At 45.2% G+C, this 17,624-nt stretch carries 18 protein-coding genes and 1 pseudogene; 9 read left to right on the top strand and 10 right to left on the bottom strand.

Translation table 11 applies throughout. The features are described from left to right. Positions 1-37: 37 nt before the first annotated feature. The 5 genes from AC07VD_RS06100 to AC07VD_RS06080 all read right to left on the bottom strand — a co-directional run bounded on the left by AC07VD_RS06100 (position 38) and on the right by AC07VD_RS06080 (position 6,519). Complete coding sequence (locus AC07VD_RS06100; protein ID WP_017695359.1) at positions 38-613, bottom strand: TetR/AcrR family transcriptional regulator; 576 nt, start codon at positions 611-613, stop codon at positions 38-40. 147 nt (positions 614-760) lie between these two features. Continuing rightward, positions 761-2,173 (bottom strand): protoporphyrinogen oxidase, encoded by a 1,413-nt coding sequence (gene hemY, locus AC07VD_RS06095; RefSeq protein ID WP_086343655.1) that lies wholly within the window; start codon positions 2,171-2,173, stop codon positions 761-763. Between the two features lie 14 nt (positions 2,174-2,187). Continuing rightward, positions 2,188-3,120: a ferrochelatase gene (gene hemH / locus AC07VD_RS06090; RefSeq protein ID WP_213419314.1), complete on the bottom strand. Its 933-nt coding sequence runs from the start codon at positions 3,118-3,120 to the stop codon at positions 2,188-2,190. Between the two features lie 71 nt (positions 3,121-3,191). Then, entirely contained in the window at positions 3,192-4,253 is a 1,062-nt protein-coding gene (gene hemE / locus AC07VD_RS06085; protein ID WP_130572175.1) for a uroporphyrinogen decarboxylase, read from the bottom strand. 121 nt (positions 4,254-4,374) lie between these two features. Next, on the bottom strand, positions 4,375-6,519 hold the full coding sequence (locus tag AC07VD_RS06080) for a transglycosylase domain-containing protein (protein ID WP_217017447.1): 2,145 nt from the start codon (positions 6,517-6,519) through the stop codon (positions 4,375-4,377). Between the two features lie 121 nt (positions 6,520-6,640). On the opposite strand from AC07VD_RS06080, the gene hmoB reads away from it, so the two are divergent. The 4 genes and pseudogenes from hmoB to sndC all read left to right on the top strand — a co-directional run bounded on the left by hmoB (position 6,641) and on the right by sndC (position 10,223). Further along, a complete protein-coding gene (hmoB, locus tag AC07VD_RS06075) occupies positions 6,641-7,141 on the top strand; it encodes a heme-degrading oxygenase HmoB (protein ID WP_086343651.1) in 501 nt (166 codons plus the stop codon). 44 nt (positions 7,142-7,185) lie between these two features. Continuing rightward, positions 7,186-7,503, top strand: a pseudogene (locus AC07VD_RS06070) (hypothetical protein). Between the two features lie 65 nt (positions 7,504-7,568). Further along, on the top strand, positions 7,569-8,960 hold the full coding sequence (locus AC07VD_RS06065) for a hypothetical protein (protein ID WP_080263060.1): 1,392 nt from the start codon (positions 7,569-7,571) through the stop codon (positions 8,958-8,960). 72 nt (positions 8,961-9,032) lie between these two features. Then, a complete protein-coding gene (gene sndC, locus AC07VD_RS06060) occupies positions 9,033-10,223 on the top strand; it encodes an N-acetyl amino acid acetylase SndC (protein ID WP_041052746.1) in 1,191 nt (396 codons plus the stop codon). Between the two features lie 17 nt (positions 10,224-10,240). Here the strand turns inward: sndC and AC07VD_RS06055 are convergent, their stop codons facing one another. From AC07VD_RS06055 to ecsA, 3 genes are read right to left on the bottom strand one after another with little or no spacing between them, the layout of a single operon-like run. Beyond that, positions 10,241-10,951, bottom strand: a complete 711-nt coding sequence (locus AC07VD_RS06055; RefSeq protein WP_024571661.1) for an EcsC family protein — start codon at positions 10,949-10,951, stop codon at positions 10,241-10,243. Between the two features lie 19 nt (positions 10,952-10,970). Continuing rightward, positions 10,971-12,197, bottom strand: a complete 1,227-nt coding sequence (gene ecsB, locus AC07VD_RS06050; RefSeq protein ID WP_151870308.1) for an ABC transporter permease EcsB — start codon at positions 12,195-12,197, stop codon at positions 10,971-10,973. Then, entirely contained in the window at positions 12,190-12,933 is a 744-nt protein-coding gene (gene ecsA / locus AC07VD_RS06045) for an ABC transporter ATP-binding protein EcsA (protein WP_003233230.1), read from the bottom strand. Before ecsA ends, ecsB begins: the two co-directional genes overlap by 8 nt. 487 nt (positions 12,934-13,420) lie before the next feature. Between ecsA and AC07VD_RS06040 the strand changes: the two genes are divergently transcribed. The 3 genes from AC07VD_RS06040 to trpP all read left to right on the top strand — a co-directional run bounded on the left by AC07VD_RS06040 (position 13,421) and on the right by trpP (position 15,727). Next, on the top strand, positions 13,421-13,858 hold the full coding sequence (locus tag AC07VD_RS06040) for an HIT family protein (protein WP_003233231.1): 438 nt from the start codon (positions 13,421-13,423) through the stop codon (positions 13,856-13,858). Between the two features lie 146 nt (positions 13,859-14,004). After that, on the top strand, positions 14,005-15,084 hold the full coding sequence (serC, locus tag AC07VD_RS06035; protein ID WP_032725316.1) for a 3-phosphoserine/phosphohydroxythreonine transaminase: 1,080 nt from the start codon (positions 14,005-14,007) through the stop codon (positions 15,082-15,084). Positions 15,085-15,208: 124 nt separating this feature from the next. After that, positions 15,209-15,727 (top strand): tryptophan transporter TrpP, encoded by a 519-nt coding sequence (gene trpP / locus AC07VD_RS06030; protein WP_003233236.1) that lies wholly within the window; start codon positions 15,209-15,211, stop codon positions 15,725-15,727. Positions 15,728-15,800: 73 nt separating this feature from the next. Here the strand turns inward: trpP and yhzF are convergent, their stop codons facing one another. Beyond that, positions 15,801-15,992, bottom strand: a complete 192-nt coding sequence (yhzF, locus tag AC07VD_RS06025; protein WP_003233238.1) for a membrane protein YhzF — start codon at positions 15,990-15,992, stop codon at positions 15,801-15,803. A gap of 129 nt (positions 15,993-16,121) precedes the next feature. Here yhzF and AC07VD_RS06020 point away from each other — a divergent pair, with 129 nt between their 5' ends. Both AC07VD_RS06020 and AC07VD_RS06015 read left to right on the top strand, forming a co-directional pair. Then, entirely contained in the window at positions 16,122-16,478 is a 357-nt protein-coding gene (locus AC07VD_RS06020; RefSeq protein WP_003245875.1) for a YtxH domain-containing protein, read from the top strand. A gap of 177 nt (positions 16,479-16,655) precedes the next feature. After that, on the top strand, positions 16,656-17,267 hold the full coding sequence (locus AC07VD_RS06015) for an HTH-type transcriptional regulator Hpr (RefSeq protein WP_003239501.1): 612 nt from the start codon (positions 16,656-16,658) through the stop codon (positions 17,265-17,267). Here AC07VD_RS06015 and AC07VD_RS06010 read toward each other — a convergent pair. Next, positions 17,264-17,605 carry a YhaI family protein gene (locus AC07VD_RS06010; protein WP_009966921.1) on the bottom strand — a complete coding sequence of 114 codons (342 nt, stop codon included), beginning with the start codon at positions 17,603-17,605 and terminating at the stop codon, positions 17,264-17,266. The genes AC07VD_RS06015 and AC07VD_RS06010 overlap by 4 nt on opposite strands. Positions 17,606-17,624: the final 19 nt, after the last annotated feature.

Genomic DNA, 17,624 nt, shown 5'->3' with positions numbered 1-17,624 from the left:
GAAAAATGGTCATTTTCTTGCAAAGAGAAAGGATTATCTAGTTCGCTGACAATCCTTTGACAACATACAATTCAAGCAGTCCCGCAATTGTCTCTTTATCAAGCGGGGGGTGTTGTTTTTCCCAGTCAAAAATGAGCGCGATATAAAGCTTCAGCATCACAAAGGCTGTCAGTTCAGGGTCGCACTGCTTGATTGCGCCGCTTTTGATCCCGTCTTCAATCTTACTTTTGATATAAGACAGTATGGCTCGCTCCATTTTCTGGATCACTTCCTGAACAGCCATTGTACCAATCTCGGCATTCTCTTGGAAAATTTTAATCGTCAGCTGATGTGTTTTCCTGAACTCCAGAATGGCAAACAGCGCTCTGTGCACATTTTCATGGAACGGAAGGTTCGGCTCCATCGCTTCATCCGCTTTTTGCTTCATTTCCTTTAATAAAGTAGTGAAAATCTCGTCAAACAGCTCTTCTTTGTTTTTGAAAAAAGTATAAATGGTTCCCTTCCCCACGTTCGCAAGTTTTGCGACAAGATCCATTGTCGTCGCTTTATACCCGAACTGCGTGAAAGACTTTGTAGCCGCCTCCAAAATGAGCTTTTTTCGATCTATTGACATTGTATTCACCTCGAAACTGACCGTTTGAACATTTTAGTCATTAAGTACATATGCAAATGTATCATAACCTGCTGTTCAATTCAATCATTTTTTTACACAATATTGCCATTGAACATCAAAAAAAACCTCCGCGATAAAGCGGAGGTTTTAGCTGAATAAATAGGTAAGCGCGTCAGACACGGCAGCTTTTCCTTGATCAATGCAGTCGGGAATGCCGACACCTTCAAAAGAAGCGCCTGTCATATAAACACCCGGATATGCAGATGCAAGTGCTTCACGCAGCTCCTTGATACGCTGCTTATGGCCGACATGGTACTGCGGCATGCTTTCATGCCATCGGGTGACACATGTCATTTCCGGCACGCCGTTTATGTTCATGACTTTTTTTAAGTCTTCTAACACAATGTTGATAATGTCATTATCTGATAGATCGACAATGGATTCGTCTCCGGCTTTTCCAACATATGCCCGAAGCAGCGTTTTGCCTTCCGGCGCTGCGTGCGGCCATTTTTTATTCGTCCACGTACAGGCTGTGATCGCAAAGTCACTGTTTCTTGAAATGACAAAACCCGTGCCCTCATGCTCCATTTGGACGGAGCCTTCAGGGAAACCTAAAGCGACGTTTGCCACGGATGTGGAGTGCATATTTTTCAAATGAGAAATGGCAGGAAGCTCAGAAAGCATTCCCGCAGCCGCTTTATGCGGAGCAGTCACAATTACTGAATCAGCATCAAGTGTGACGCCGTTATCCAGTTCGAGCGAATAGCCAGAGCCGCCACGGCTGAGTTTGGTCACTTTTGTGCCTTTATACACCTTCGTCAGCTTTAACTGCTTTTCGATCTCTTCTACAAGGGTCTGCAAACCGGTTGACAGAGTCTGGAACTGCCCTTGTTTTTTTGCCGTCAGCTGCTGGCCTGAGCCTTGAGGCCTTGTTTTTTTCATGCCGAGAATCAGGCTTCTATGCTTTTGTTCCGTCTGGTAAAATTGCGGGAATGTCGACATCAGGCTGAGCTTGTCAATGTCGCCTGCGTAGATCCCTGATAGAAGCGGCTCGATTAAGTTCTCGACCACTTCATCTCCGACACGTCTGCGGAAGAATTCTCCCAATGACTGATCATCCTTTGTTTTGCTTGCAGGCAGGATGAAATCCATAGCAGCTCTCGCCTTCCCAGACAAAGAAAACAGACCCGTAGAAACAAACGGCGCAATTTTTGTCGGTATCCCCATTACAGCGCCCTTCGGCATTGGATGCAGGGTGCGGTTTACAAGCACATAGGATTGTCCGGTCGCATTGTTGACAAGCAAATGCTCAAGACCTAAGTCTTTAACAAGCTGCGGGGCGCTTTTCTTTCGTTCCAGAAATGAGTCTGGCCCTCTTTCGATGATATAGCCGTCTTTCTTGACAGTCTGGATTTTCCCGCCGACTCTCGGACTTGCCTCAACAAGCGTCAGCTCAAGCGGCAGATTCTTTTCTTTGATTTCTTTTTCCATATAGAAGGCGGCGGCTAAACCGGTAATGCCGCCGCCGATGATGACTACATGTTTTTTGCCGTCACTCATGTTCATCGCCTTCTTTAACGTCCTAATTTTTTTAATACGACTGTTGCCAAAGCATCAATAAATTCAGGCTTGGCATTTGGCATTTCCGGCCGGTAATAGCTTGCGCCGATATCGTCAGTAACCACTTTGCATTCATAATCATTATCATAAAGCACTTCTAAGTGATCCGCGACAAATCCAACAGGAACATATACAAATGCTTGATAGCCTTTTTGTTCGAATAAATCACGTGTTAAATCCTGAACATCGGGTCCGAGCCAAGGATCAGGCGTGTTCCCTTCACTTTGCCAGCCGACAGCATATTCGGAAACGCCTGCGCCTTCAGCAATCAATTTCGCCGATTCATGCAGCTGGTCCGGATACGGGTCTCCAAATTCTTTGATTTTTTCCGGCAGGCTGTGTGCGGATACGATGAGCATCGCGTTTTCTCTTTCATCCTCAGGCATTGACGCATATGTTTCCTTCACTCGGTCAACCCAATATTTCACGAACTTCGGTTCATCGTACCAGCTTTCAACTGACGTAATCGTTAAGCCGCCGAGTTTTTCAGCCTCTTCTTTGGCACGTTTGTTGTAGGACTGAACGCTGAACGTGGAGAAATGCGGCGCCAGCACGATGCTGACTGCTTCTGTAATGCCATCCTTATGCATCTCTGCTAAGGCGTCTTCAATAAACGGCTCGATATGCTTCAGTCCGATATACGCTTTAAACGTAATCTCATCCTGAATTTCATTCAAGTGCTGTTCCAGATTATGCGCCTGCTCTTCTGTGATTTTGGCAAGCGGTGAAATGCCGCCAATCGCTTCGTATCTGTCTTTCAAATCTTGAAGCATTTCAGGTTCAGGCTTTCTGCCTCTTCTGATATGTGTATAATAACGTTCAATATCTTCTTCCTTATAAGGCGTGCCGTACGCCATAACGAGAAGCCCCATTTTCTTTCTACTCACTGTTTACACCCTCTTTAATGATCTGATACAAACATTTTGACAGGATATCATTAAGATACCAAAAGATATGCTTAGGAATATTGACCCATTTTTTTGTTTTGTGAATATTCATGGACAAACGCTGTCAGTTTTTTCAAAACCTCGGGACTGACATCAGGAAATACCCCATGGCCAAGATTGAAAATGAAGCCGTCTGATTTCATACCCTGATCAAGTATTTCCTTCGTTTTCTTCTCAATGACTTCCCATGGCGCAAGCAAAATGGACGGGTCCAGGTTGCCCTGCACTGTTTTAGTGATTCCTTTTGATCTGGCTTCATCAATGCCGAGTCTCCAGTCAAGCCCGACAACATCGAGAGGAAGGTCATGCCAATCATCTGCGAGATGGCTTGCGCCGACGCCAAACATGATCAGCGGCACATTCTCCTTTGCGAGCTCTGAAAAAATCCGGTTCATTACGGGTTTGATGTATGTTCGGTAATCTGCCTGATTCAATGCGCCGACCCACGAATCAAAGATTTGAATCGCTTTTGCGCCTGCTTTAATCTGCGCTTTCACATACACAATGATCATGTCGGCAAGCTTGGACATCAGCAGATTCCATGCATCTGGCAAGCTGTACATGAAGGCTTTTGTTTTATTGTAGTTTTTTGACGGGCCGCCTTCGATCATATAGCTTGCAAGCGTAAAAGGCGCACCTGAGAAACCGATGAGCGGGACGTTCAGCTGCTCATTGACAAGCAGTTTAATTGTCTCAAGCACGTACGGCACGTCCTGTTCCGGATCAATTTGGCCAAGTTTTTCAATGTCCGCCAGAGACCGGATTGGCTGATCAATCACAGGACCGATCCCGTTTTTGATTTCAACATCCACACCGATTGACGGCAGCGGCGTCATGATATCTTTATAAAGGATTGCAGCATCGACTCCGTATTGCTCAACCGGCAGTCTTGTGACATACGCACAAAGTTCGGGCTGATGTGTGATCTCAAACAATCCGTACTTTTCCTTCAGCTTGCGGTATTCCGGCTGTGAGCGCCCTGCTTGCCTCATATACCACACAGGCGTGTGATCCGCTTTTTCTCCCCGCGCAGCTTTTAAAAACGTCTCGTTAAACGTTTCTCGTTTACTCATCTGATTTCCACCTTTCATACGGCAACCATACGTTCGTATTTCTTGACTTATTACACTATACCTTGTTTTAGGCAAATGGTATAGAAATGTAGCTCAAAGTTCAAAAAATCGCCGAATTCCATTAAGAGGAAAACAATTTCGGCTGAACGTAATCGGTTCCTTCCCCTTCTCTTTTTGTCTGTGTATTATAAGGCACAATTTTATAAGACGCGCCCGAAAATAAGTTGGCATAAGGGATTTCATAACTTCCCTTCCCTTCAACCGAATCAAGAAGCGTCTCCTTGCCGTCCTTGTTTACATAAATTCTGTATACGGCCCGATCATCCTCTTGAGCGTTCCACTTTAATTCAATAGTAAAGAGCCCCGCTGCTTTAAATGTGTAATCGGCTGTGAGTGTTTTGACCGGCTTCAGCTCAATCGGGCTTTCCAGTTCTTTAACGTTTTTAGGCTTTGTGAACACATGACCGGTTTCTCCTGCCTGTGTCAAAATATCCTTAAACAGCCGCGTCGGGTATGAGCTCCCGGCTTTCAAATAATGGCTTTGATCCGTTTTGTCATAGCCCATCCAGACTGCCCCGGTTATTTTCGGCGTATAGCCTGCAAACCAGGCGTCCTTTGTCGCGCCGGAGACGCCTGTATAAGATGTAGAACCTGTTTTTCCCGCCAGGTCGCCGTGATAGGTGCCGGACGTAGCCGTTCCCTTTTTGACTACCTGCTGCAGCATTCTCGTCATATTCCAAGACGTCTGCTTGCTGAATACCCGCTTTCCTTCTTCTTTATGATCGGCTATTGTTTCTCCGTCTTCATCTATTATGCTTGAGATAAAGAAGGGTTCAGTATACGTTCCGTTCGCGGCAAATGTATGAAATGCCCCCGCAAGCTGGAGCGGTGAAACGCCTTTTTCCAAGCCGCCTAGAGCAAGAGCAAGGCCTTCATCAGGGATATCAATGCCGTTTGCTTTCAAATAAGATTTTCCTGTTTCAACGCCGATCTCATTCAGCGTCCAGACAGCCGGCGCGTTTTTGCTGTACGTAATGGCGTCAGACATAGTGACTTCGCCCTCATACCGGCTGTCGTAGTTTTTCGGCGTATAATCTCCGTAGGACTGCAACTCATCCTTCAATAGGGAATATGGCTTAAATTTCTTTTCCTGCATCGCCGGTCCGTATACGGCAAGCGGCTTAAATGTGGAACCCGGCTGGCGGACAGCTGTGACACGGTTATATCCTTTGGATGTGTAATCCCTTCCGCCGATGGCCGCTTCTACACCGCCTGTCTTGTTATTAATAAAGACCGCGCTTCCCTCGGCATTCTGATCTGTTCCGGGATAATAGCTTCCCTCTTTCATCACCTGGTAAGCCGTCTTCTGCAGCTTCGAATCGAGCGGCACCTTGATCGTGTATCCGCCTTGAAGAAGCTGCTCTCCAGAAATGGAATACTTGTCTTCCGCCTCTTTGATCACAAGGTCAATGTAGCTGTCAAACCAAGGTGTTTCCGACTGTTTCTTCACATGCAGTCCAAGCGTTCGGCCCTGTGCGGTGACAGCCTCTTTCGCACTGATATAGCCTTGGTCATTCATCATACCTAGAATTGTATCACGCCGCTCCTTATTTTTATCAGGGTGCAAAATCGGAGAGTACGTAGAAGGCGCCTTCGGAATAGCGGCCAAAACAGCGCCTTCAGATACAGTCAAATCTTTTACTTCTTTATTAAAATAATAGTGGGACGCCGCTTGTATGCCGTAGACCCCGTGTCCGAAGTAAAGCTGGTTTAAATACATTTCAAGCAGCTTGTCCTTGCTGTAATCCCGTTCAAGATTGATCGCAATGATCACTTCTTTTGTTTTTCTTAGAAACGTTTTGTCATGTGTCAGAAAAATATTTTTGGCAAGCTGCTGGGTGATCGTGCTTCCGCCTTCCACCTTTCCGCCTGCTAATATATCGCGATACACTGCCCTTCCGACAGATTTTGCATCAATGCCGTGATGCTCATAGAATCTTTTATCCTCAACAGCGATAAACGCTTCTCTGACCTGCTTTGGAATCTCATTGATCGAGACCGGCTCGCGATTTTCTGTATACAGGCTTGCAACCTCATCTCCGTTTTGATCAACAATTTTTGAAGAAGCATGAAGAATAAGCTTTTTTTCATCTATGACATAATGGCCGAGAAAAATAATTGAAATATATCCTATTAAAGCGAGAAAAGCAGTTAACACTAAAATAATGATAGGTATAAAAAGTTTCTTTTTCTTTATCTTAAACATGAACTCACCTCGCCTTTCTAAAGGTAGTATGGGAAAAATTGTTTGGAATTATGTTCGAAGCACTCGCCAATAGAAACTTATACCATTGTTTTGATATACTAGCAAGCAGGAGGTGGCTGATATGAAGGTTTATATTACATATGGGACAGCCGATTTTTTAAAAACAATCGTAGAAAAGTATCCCTCAGAAAATATCCTTTTGATGCAGGGGCAGGAAAACGCCATTTTGATTCATGAAACAAACGGAGAAACCGTTTTCCAGGCACCACACGCTTATGAAGTCATTGACCAAGTCGGAGAGATCAAGCATCCCGGTTTTGCAGTATTGAACAATATTGCCGTCACTCAGGAAGGGCGTCCGCTGTTTGAAAACAGATTTAAAAACAGAGCGGGAAAAGTCGAAAATGAGCCTGGCTTTGAAGCAATTCGAGTGCTCCGTCCGCTTGACAGTGACACCTATGTCATTCTGACCTTGTGGGAAACGGAAAGCGCCTTTCAAGACTGGCAGCAGTCCGGTTCTTACAAAGAAGCCCACAAAAAACGCGATACATCTGCCGGAATTGACACAACGTCGATCTTCTCCCGGCCTTCCTATGTCACCACATATTTCGCTGTCGAATAGCTGCCGGCATGTCCGGCAGCTTATTTTATTGGGAGGAAAGCAAAATGAAGCATACTTGCCCAGTCTGCGGGTTTAAGGGATTGGCTGAACCGCCATATGATCATGAAGGCAATCATTCTCATGAAATCTGCCCGTGCTGCGGTTTTCAGTTCGAATTTGCTGATTACGAGATGCAGCACGAGGATGGTTCATATTTAGAACCATCGGAAAGCATCATCGCCTATAGAAAAAACTGGCTTGCTGAATTGTGCATCATTTTTTCTCCTGAATGCTTCCCAAAACATCTGCAAAAAGCGAATAGAGTATTAAGGCATCATCTGATTGAGCAGCTGAAACAGATCAATGTTCATCTTCCATCATAACCCTCCCCTCTGTCCCGGCACCTTCCGCCCGCCTATGAATAATCTGTAAGCGGAAGGAGTGATCGATGATGGAAGTCGGGATTTTGTCTGTCCATGTTCTGTATGTGTTTTTTATCGGAGCAATTATCCTATTTATGCTGCTGAGAAAAGACACGACATTTATTTCTCTATTCGGCATTTTTATCATATCGCTATGGGCCAGCCATTCACTTTCAGCTTCTGTCAGCAGTTTATTCCACAGCTTTATCTATGCGGCCGGCGAACTGCTGCCCACGATTTTCATCATTTGCTTTATCGTTTCGATGAGTGATTTGTTAACAAAAACAGGGATAAATGAAGCGATGATTTCTCCCTTTGCAAGCCTTGTGAGAGGGCCTGTGACTGCCTATTGGCTGATTGGAGGCCTGATGTTCGCCATTTCTCTCTTCTTCTGGCCTTCTCCAGGTGTCGCTTTGATCGGCGCCGTCCTGCTCCCCGCAGCCGCACGTGCCGGTTTGACGCCTCTTGCCGCGGCCATGGCCATGAACTTATTCGGACACGGTTTTGCCCTGTCAGGAGACTTTGTCATTCAGGCGGCGCCAAAGCTGACTGCAGATGCAGCAGGCATTCCAGTCGGTGATGTCGTCTCGGCCAGCATTCCGCTTGTGCTGATTATGGGTGTGACAACAACAACCGCTGCCTTTATCATGATTCAGCGCGAACGCAAAAAACAGGAGCCTCCCGCTTCTTTTTCCCCCGTTCTTTCCGGTGAACAAGACAACTCGCTGTACTTGCCAAAACGCCTGCGGTCCATACTGGCTTTTTTGATTCCGCTTGCCTTTCTTGCAGATATTGCCTGCATGCTCTTGTTTAACCTACAAGGAAATGATGCCACCGCGTTAATTGGCGGGTCTGCAATCTGTATCCTCCTTACCGTTCATTTTTTCGTGTATAAGCATAAAGGGCTTGAAAAAATCACCGGCTATTTTATTGACGGATTTAAGTTCGGTTTTAAGGTTTTCGGCCCCGTCATCCCGATTGCCGCTTTCTTTTATCTTGGCGACTCAGGCTATGAGAGCATACTGGGCACTTCACTCCCTAAAGGTTCCCACGGCATTGTCAACGATCTTGGCATTGCTTTATCCCATATGATGCCTATGTCAAAGGAGCTTGCCGCCGCTGCATTAACTGCCGCTGGAGCCATAACAGGCCTTGACGGCTCAGGATTTTCTGGCATTTCTCTCGCCGGCTCCATCGCAAAGCTCTTTTCGTCCGCTCTCCATGCCGATCCCGCCGTTCTGACCGCGCTCGGACAAATCTCTGCCATCTGGGTGGGCGGAGGCACACTGGTCCCATGGGCGTTGATTCCCGCCGCGGCCATTTGCAAAGTTGATCCTTTTGAGCTTGCCAGAAAAAACTTCATTCCAGTCGCGATTGGCCTTTTGGTGACAACCCTCGCAGCTGTGATGATGCTTTGAAACAGCATGAGTTGAAATATTCAGACTTTTTCTATACAATCATGGAAAAGCATAGAAAAGGGGGAAGCGGCTTTGTCCATATCCACACTGCAGAAAGAGATAAACAAACAGCTCGACGGCTGTTTTGAAGAAATGGTTGAGATCAGGCGCCATTTTCATATGTATCCTGAGCTCTCATTTCAAGAAGAAAAAACCGCCGCATTTATTGCTTCCTATTATGAATCGTTAGGAGTCCCAATCCGCACGAACGTCGGCGGCAGAGGGGTTTTAGCATATATAGAAGGAAGCGAACCAGGCCCTACAGTCGCTTTGCGGGCCGACTTTGACGCTCTCCCCATTCAAGATGAAAAAGATGTCCCTTACGCCTCCAAAGTGCCTGGTGTCATGCATGCATGCGGCCACGACGGCCACACCGCAGCTCTTCTCGCAGTGGCCAAGGTCCTTCACCAAAACAGACATGAACTGAAGGGAACATTTGTGATGATCCACCAGCATGCAGAAGAATATTATCCGGGAGGCGCAAAGCCAATGATTGATGACGGCTGTCTCGAAAACGCGGATGTGATATTCGGCACTCATCTTTGGGCAACTGAGCCGCTCGGAACTATTCTTTGCCGCCCCGGCGCCGTCATGGCGGCGGCGGACCGATTTACGATTAAAGTTTTCGGAAAGGGCGGCCACGGCGCTCATCCGCATGATACAAAAGACGCCGTCCTGATCGGTTCGCAAATCGTTTCCTCTTTGCAGCACATTGTCAGCCGCAAAGTCAATCCGATTCAATCCGCCGTCATTTCGACAGGCTCCTTCATCGCCGACAATCCGTTTAATGTCATCGCAGACCAAGCAGTACTCATCGGCACAGCGCGTTCTTTTGATGAAAATGTCCGGGACATTCTGGAGAAAGAAATTGAAGCGGTTGTAAAAGGAATATGCAGCATGCACGGCGCGTCCTATGAGTACACCTATGAACAGGGTTATCCGGCGGTTGTGAACCATCCTGCAGAAACGAACCACTTGGTGAGCACCGCAAAGAATACCGAGGGCGTTCAGCAGGTCATTGACGGTGAACCGCAAATGGGCGGCGAGGATTTTGCTTATTACTTACAAAACGTGAAGGGCACTTTTTTCTTTACAGGCGCCGCTCCCGAACAGCCAGAGCGAGTCTATTCCCACCACCATCCGAAATTTGATATCAACGAAAAAGCAATGCTGACAGCGGCCAAGGTCCTTGCCGGCGCTGCGATCACCTATCATCAGCTATAAAAAAACAGCCGGAGTGTTTATTCTCCGGCTGTTTCCTTTAATATCCTCAGATGAAAAACATGTCTTGCCGTCTCTCCAAGCTGAGCAAGCAGCTTATAATTGGCAATTCCGCCGACTGCCGCTCCTACGCCCGGCAAAAGCTGAAAAAGCTTCACGACGTCGATATAATCGCGATATTCCTGCTGGAACACTCTCCAGTCGATGCTCTTTTTCTCCGTCTCCCAATTTTCGATGACAGAAAAAAGCGATTTACGGCCATCATCACTCGAAAACGCAAGCTGAAACACGAGCAGCAAAAACATCCTTTCTTGTGCATCCTTGACATTAAAGCCGTAAATGGAAGACAAGGTAAATAAACACTTCATCTTAATTGAAAGCAGCAGCGGAAAATCAGCAATGCCTAAAAAAATGCCGCCCGCTCCGGTGCCGACTCCCTCAGCAGCTGCCACTTTCTGATAAGAAACAATCGTTTTTTTCGCCAATTCATTTTTTTCACTGAGCGACAGTGCACTTGTATCCTTTTTATAAGTGATGATATTGGAGCCGGCCATTGTCGCTTCTACCATTTTTCTCACACTCTCGGTGACGACCGTATGGATTTTTTCAGGAATCCGTTCATTCACCTTCGTCTGGACACGCTTCGAAAAGCGTTCAAACATGGAATCCTTTCGCAAAAAATGCATTTTCCATTCCAAAGCTTCCTGCATCAGCAGCTGATTATCTGTCATTTGATTACCTCTTTTCAGTTCACAGCTTTCCGTGCTTTTTCAGCCTGGTTGTCATATAAGCAGGCAAAACAACAAAAATCAGAACGGCAGAACCGATCAGCGCGTACAGAAAACCGGTCAAGCCGGCTGCATAGGCAGATGCAACAGACATCAGCAGCGCTTGAATACTAAGTGCAGTTTTTAATAGAGAGAAATAGCTTTTCAGCTTTGTTTCTTTTTTCACAGGGTACAGCTCTTGAAGCGCCAGATGGTCAAAGTGGCCGAAGAGCGGCAGAAGCTGAATGCCCGTAATGAAAATGGCAAACACAGTCAAAACCGCGGCAATCAGCGGGCTGGCTGAGATATACATAATGATCAGCGCGAAAACGATCGTTAATCTGACAAGAATGCCCAAATAATCACTCGAACGTAAAAAGGCGCGGGTGAACATATAGGCAAAAGTTTTGCGCTGTTCAAACGGCACAAGCCTCAGCAAAAAGTCGAGATAAGCTCTGCGTTTGGCTTGCTTTCGCAAATGCGGCACATCAGTAAACAGGTTGGCAATCCGATAGAAACGCTGCTTTCGTCTCAATTCGGACTCAATATGGCTCTCCCATTTAAATGTTTTCCGTTTTGCTGCGGAAGACATATACAGATAAAGAACAGCCATAATGACATAGACGAGAAGCGCATACATATAAACAGATTGGAAAACAAAATAAAGAACGAGTGTATTCGCCGCAAAGCGAATGATGACGTCCATCCGTTTCATGCTGCGGTCGTTTTGGAAAGTCATGCGCCATTCCATTACCTGATTCCACGCTTTCAGCAGCAACAGTTGGACAAAGACCGCGGCATACGATACGAGCGAAGCCCCCGGTGTGACTGCGAAATAAAGCGGCATCGCAACGATGCTCAGCGCAATAAGCGGAAACAGCTGAGACACATAGCTGTAGACAAACGCCTGCTTCAAGTAAGGCTCCATTTTTGCTTCAAGAGGCAATAAGAAAACAAGGTCAGCCTCCTTCAAAAGCGTTCGCACATAAGAGCTTGTCAACACGAGCGAAAACAGCGCGGCCATCACCCAAAAGGACGGAAAGTGAGCGGGAATGTCCCGTATCCATTTGCTGTACCAGCTTGCAGCGCCCGCTAGAAAAAAAATCAAAACAATGACGAGGTGATCGTTGAGCATATATTTCATGTATGTTCTTGTTTCTTTGATATGCTCCTGCAGCCGCGACTGCCAAATATCAAGCATATTATTCATGGCCAGCGTCTTCCTTTGTAAGCTCAAGATACAAATCGTCCAGCGCCGCGTCCTTCATTCCAAACTGCTCTCTGAGCTCTGACAGCGTGCCGCGCGCCCGCACCTCGCCGTTATGTAAAATAATAAACGAATCGCAATAGCGTTCTGCCGTTGCCAAAATGTGTGTTGACATCAGCACGCTCGCCCCGCCTTTTTTCGCTTCATTCATCCGTTCAAGCAGCGCGTTAATGGCAAGCGGATCAAGCCCTAGAAAAGGCTCATCAATAATGTAGAGCGCAGGCTCTGCCAAAAATGCGCACATAATCATAACCTTCTGCTTCATTCCTTTAGAAAAATGGGCCGGGAACCACTTCAGCCTCTTTTCCATTCGGAATTCCTTTAAAAGCGGAGGCAGCCTTTTCTCCATCGTTTCTTTTGACAGTCCATATGCCATGGCTGTTAGTTCAAGATGCTCCATCAGCGTCAATTCTTCGTATAAAACAGGTGTTTCAGGTATATAGGTAAATTGTGAACGGTAGCCTTCCGGATCCTCAGCAAACGTTTTACCGTTTAATTCGATTGAACCTTTATGCGGGTCCATCAGCCCGATGATGTGTCTGATTGTTGTACTTTTACCAGCACCATTCAGCCCGATTAAGCCGACAATTTGATTCGGTTCAAGGGTGAATGATACGTTTTTTAAAACCGGATTCCTTGTATATCCGCCGGTCAAGTCTTTTACCGATAGCAGAGACATAGTTTCTCCCCTTATAGTGTTTTTCTTCATAGTACCAAAAACAAGGCCTGATTTGAAACAATTCCCTTTTAACAAATGATGAATTTGCTGTCATAAAGAGACAGGGTTCTGGACATCATAAAAGTTGTAGAGGAAAAGCATATCAACTGAAAAATGAGGTGTTTGTCAAAGACGTCTTAGAAACAGTTGGATAGAAAATAAACATGTCCAATGCTCAAACCATTTCTCTTCACTGAATTGATGAATTCTTCATGTATGAAGCAAATTGTCAAATGAGGTGTTTATCGCAGGAATCGTTAGGCATTAAACAAGTCTTCATTTTATTGACAAATGAGGTGCTTACCAAAGGCATAACACATTTTCTTCATATAAGCTCTTCCTCTGCATTCAGGGTGAACGCTCGCCGTTCATCCTGTTTTCTATTTTCTGCATTTCTGTGGTACGATGAGTGTATACATACTAAACAATTTCATAAGGAGGAACCCTCATGCATTGTGCAGAGAATTGTATCTTTTGTAAAATTATCGCCGGCGACATTCCATCCGCAAAGGTGTATGAAGATGAACATGTACTTGCCTTTCTTGATATCAGCCAAGTTACAAAAGGCCATACGCTTGTCATTCCGAAAACACATATTGAGAATGTATATGAATTTACAGATGAATTAGCAAAACAATATTTCCATGCTGTTCCGAAAATCGCCCGCGCTATCCGGGATGAATTTGAACCGATCGGCTTAAATACGCTGAACAATAACGGCGAAAAAGCTGGACAATCTGTGTTCCACTACCATATGCATATTATCCCTCGCTACGGAAAAGGAGATGGATTCGGAGCGGTTTGGAAAACGCATGCTGATGATTATAAACCGGAGGATCTGCAGAACATCTCTTCCTCTATCGCAAAACGCCTGGCCTCATCATAAGATGAGGTTATTTTATTTTGTGAACATTTCGCAAACATCCGTCAATTTCTTTTGATAATTCTAATTTTTTATCAAAAAACTGAATTTTTGTGATAGGATAATTGTATTATTTTATACATTAACGTGGAAAACAGGGAGAGATCATAATGGAACGTACAACGAATTTTAACGCAGGTCCTGCAGCGCTGCCACTGGAAGTTCTGCAAAAAGCACAGAAAGAATTTATTGATTTTAACGAATCCGGCATGTCTGTTATGGAGCTTTCCCACCGCAGCAAAGAGTATGAAGCGGTGCACCAAAAAGCGAAAAGCCTATTAATCGAACTGATGGGCATTCCGGAAGATTACGATATCTTGTTTCTTCAAGGCGGGGCAAGCCTTCAATTCTCAATGCTTCCGATGAACTTTTTAACACCTGAAAAAACCGCACATTTTGTCATGACAGGCGCTTGGTCTGAAAAAGCACTGGCTGAAACGAAATTGTTCGGGAACACGTCTATCACCGCTACAAGTGAAACAGACAATTACAGCTATATTCCTGAGGTTGACCTTACGGATGTAAAAGACGGCGCATATTTACATATCACATCCAACAATACAATTTTCGGCACTCAGTGGCAGGAGTTTCCGAATTCTCCTATTCCGCTCGTAGCCGACATGTCCAGCGATATTTTAAGCAGAAAAATCGATGTGTCCAAATTTGATGTGATCTACGGAGGCGCCCAAAAGAACCTCGGCCCTTCCGGCGTGACTGTAGTCATTATGAAAAAAAACTGGCTGAAAAATGAAAATGCGAACGTCCCAAAAATCCTGAAATATTCCACACATGTCAAAGCGGATTCACTCTACAACACTCCGCCGACATTTGCGATTTATATGCTGAGCCTCGTTCTGGAATGGCTCAAGGAAAACGGCGGTGTGGAAGCTGCTGAACAGCGCAATGAACAAAAAGCGCAGGTTCTCTACAGCTGTATTGATGAAAGCAACGGCTTCTATAAAGGACATGCCAGAAAGGACAGCCGCTCACGCATGAATGTCACCTTCACGCTTCGGGATGACGAATTAACGAAAACATTCGTCCAGAAAGCAAAAGATGCGAAGATGATCGGCCTTGGCGGACACCGTTCGGTTGGAGGCTGCCGCGCTTCTATTTATAACGCGGTCTCTCTCGAAGACTGTGAAAAATTAGCTGCGTTCATGAAGAAATTCCAGCAGGAAAATGAGTAAAAAGTCTGGCTATGCAAACCGTCCGTTTGGTATACTGTTTGCATAATACATTCTGTAAAGCCTTCGCAATAAATGATGAGCATATTATTGGAGGGCAAAAAGCTTAGCAGAGGGGAGCATAGTTATGAAAACAAAAGAGTTAGTCATTATGGCTCTGTTTGCCGCAATCGGCGCAGCGCTTCATTCCATTATTCCGCCCTTTTTAGGCGGCATGAAACCAGATATGATGCTGATCATGATGTTCATGGGCATTCTGCTGTTCCCGCGGGTGCAAAATGTACTCGTCATCGGGATTGTGACCGGAATCATTTCCGCGCTTACAACCGCGTTTCCAGCCGGACAGATCCCTAACATCATTGATAAACCCGTATCAGCGTTTCTGTTCTTCTCCCTGTTTCTCTTGTTCAGAAAGAGCCGAAAAACAGGTGCAGCCGCTGTGCTGACAGTGATCGGGACCATCTTATCGGGAATTGTGTTTCTATCGTCAGCTTTATTGATCGTCGGTTTGCCGGGCGGTTTCGCCGCATTGTTTGCGGCTGTTGTTCTGCCGGCCGCTGTGCTGAATACAATCTCAATGATCATTATTTATCCGATTGTGCAAACCATTTTAAGGCGTTCAAGCTTTATGGAAGCTGCTAAATAATTGTCACACAAAACCTCTTCCGCTTCCGGGAGAGGTTTTTTTGAACAGAGCGCCCGCAGCATGTCAGCATGTTTTAAGCGAGGAGTTTTGTGAAAAAGATAAGACATAGTGTAAAGGCGGTTCCGGTTGAACAAACAAGCGCTTTCTGCCGGATAACCCTCTTGGGCGGATAAGAAGCAGCCTGGCTGAGAAGTTTGATATAGTAAACAGCGCCTGAAGCGAAGGCAAGTGTGATGCAGGATAATACAATCAAAAAGACAGACAACCTTCTCCCTCCTTTTCACTTAAAAAATATGCTAAAATAAAGCAAGCTATGTATAGAAGTTCAGGCTTTCAACAAAAATGAAAAATGCTGAATGAATCCTATTTTGAAGAAAAAGACGGGGTGATTGTAATGGCGAGCGGACGTTCTCTATTAACAGGACTATTCGTAGGCGGCATCATTGGAGGAGCAGCGGTTCTTCTTACTGCACCTTCCTCAGGAAAGCAGCTGCGTGAAAAAATGAAAACCAATTATGATTCTTTTGAAGAAACAATCAAACGCTTAAAGTCAGACGGGCTTGCATTAAAAGACCAGCTGATCAAAGCGGCAAAAGAAAGCACGGATGTTATTAAAGACGTGGGCGGCGAGCTCCAAACGTCAATTAAAAAATGGCAGGAAGAGATCAAGCCTCACCAGCAGGATCTGCAAAAAGAAATTGCCGATATCGAAGAGAAAATCAGACAGCTGGAGAAAACCTTACAAAACTAATATCCTATTCAAAAGAAAAAAATGCGGGCCAAAAGTGGGCCCGTATTTTTTTTGGCCGAAAAACCCTTTCGTCGCAATGGTTTGTGAATTTATTAAAAAATTCTTACATTTTCATCTTTATTAATCTTTATTTTATTGGCATAATAGAGAAAAAGAAAAAGAGAAGCAGGTGACGTAATGAATCGAGTGGAACCGCCCTATGATGTGAAAGAAGCTCTAGTCTTCACCCAGAAAATGGCTCAGCTTAGCAAGGCTCTTTGGAAATCAATCGAGAAGGATTGGCAGCAATGGCTCAAACCGTATGACCTGAATATTAATGAGCATCATATTTTATGGATTGCGTATCAATTGAATGGAGCTTCCATTTCTGAAATCGCGAAGTTCGGGGTCATGCACGTATCAACCGCATTCAACTTTTCAAAAAAGCTGGAAGAACGGGGATATTTAAGGTTCTCCAAACGGCTGAATGATAAACGGAACACATATGTCCAATTGACTGAGGAAGGTACCGAGGTATTCTGGAGCTTGCTTGAGGAATTTGATCCGACACGCAACGCTGTTTTTAAAGGGTCACAGCCTTTGTATCATTTATTCGGAAAATTTCCTGAAGTGGCAGAAATGATGTGTATGATACGCCATATCTACGGCGATGATTTTATGGAAATTTTCGAAACGTCACTCACCAATATTGACAATGACTTTGAAAGCGTAAACGGAAAACTGAAGAAAAAAGCAAAGGACAGTGCGGCGGATGAACCGGCTGAAGAGCTTGAACCTGTAAACAGTTAATCAAAATGCTTCATGATGTCGATAAAGACTTCCATCAGCTCTTGATAAAGCCCCTGCTCATACAGGGCAAAAATCGTTTCATGAACATCTAATTTTTCATTCAGCTGTCCGGCAAAAAGCGCAAGGAGCTTATCAAAGGTTACAAATCCTTGCGCTTTTTGTGTTGCCAGCTCTTCCGACAATTCATCGCATATCCTCATAACCGCTTCCCCTTCTTCCTTGCTCAGCCCTTTGTCAATGAGAAGCGCATAGAAGGGGTACCTGTCCATATCTACTGTTTTCACTAATAATTGTATGTAATATTCTAATCGCTCAATGCGATGATCCATCGAATCCATCCACACCACTTCTTTCTAT

Source organism: Bacillus sp. GW821-FHT01G09 (assembly GCF_059422205.1).
This window is presented reverse-complemented; position numbering and strand designations above follow the sequence as displayed.

Bases quoted from the DNA above. Each gene is read 5' to 3' on its own strand.
- AC07VD_RS06080 (WP_217017447.1), bottom strand. From the start codon at position 6,519: ATGTTTAAGATAAAGAAAAAGAAACTTTTTATACCTATCATTATTTTA.
- AC07VD_RS06055 (WP_024571661.1), bottom strand. From the start codon at position 10,951: ATGACAGATAATCAGCTGCTGATGCAGGAAGCTTTGGAATGGAAAATG.
- hemE (WP_130572175.1), bottom strand. From the start codon at position 4,253: ATGAGTAAACGAGAAACGTTTAACGAGACGTTTTTAAAAGCTGCGCGG.
- serC (WP_032725316.1), top strand. From the start codon at position 14,005: ATGGAACGTACAACGAATTTTAACGCAGGTCCTGCAGCGCTGCCACTG.
- AC07VD_RS06040 (WP_003233231.1), top strand. From the start codon at position 13,421: ATGCATTGTGCAGAGAATTGTATCTTTTGTAAAATTATCGCCGGCGAC.
- hemY (WP_086343655.1), bottom strand. From the start codon at position 2,173: ATGAGTGACGGCAAAAAACATGTAGTCATCATCGGCGGCGGCATTACC.
- AC07VD_RS06020 (WP_003245875.1), top strand. From the start codon at position 16,122: ATGGCGAGCGGACGTTCTCTATTAACAGGACTATTCGTAGGCGGCATC.
- AC07VD_RS06015 (WP_003239501.1), top strand. From the start codon at position 16,656: ATGAATCGAGTGGAACCGCCCTATGATGTGAAAGAAGCTCTAGTCTTC.
- AC07VD_RS06065 (WP_080263060.1), top strand. From the start codon at position 7,569: ATGATGGAAGTCGGGATTTTGTCTGTCCATGTTCTGTATGTGTTTTTT.
- hmoB (WP_086343651.1), top strand. From the start codon at position 6,641: ATGAAGGTTTATATTACATATGGGACAGCCGATTTTTTAAAAACAATC.
- AC07VD_RS06010 (WP_009966921.1), bottom strand. From the start codon at position 17,605: ATGGATTCGATGGATCATCGCATTGAGCGATTAGAATATTACATACAA.
- ecsB (WP_151870308.1), bottom strand. From the start codon at position 12,197: ATGAATAATATGCTTGATATTTGGCAGTCGCGGCTGCAGGAGCATATC.
- AC07VD_RS06100 (WP_017695359.1), bottom strand. From the start codon at position 613: ATGTCAATAGATCGAAAAAAGCTCATTTTGGAGGCGGCTACAAAGTCT.
- ecsA (WP_003233230.1), bottom strand. From the start codon at position 12,933: ATGTCTCTGCTATCGGTAAAAGACTTGACCGGCGGATATACAAGGAAT.
- trpP (WP_003233236.1), top strand. From the start codon at position 15,209: ATGAAAACAAAAGAGTTAGTCATTATGGCTCTGTTTGCCGCAATCGGC.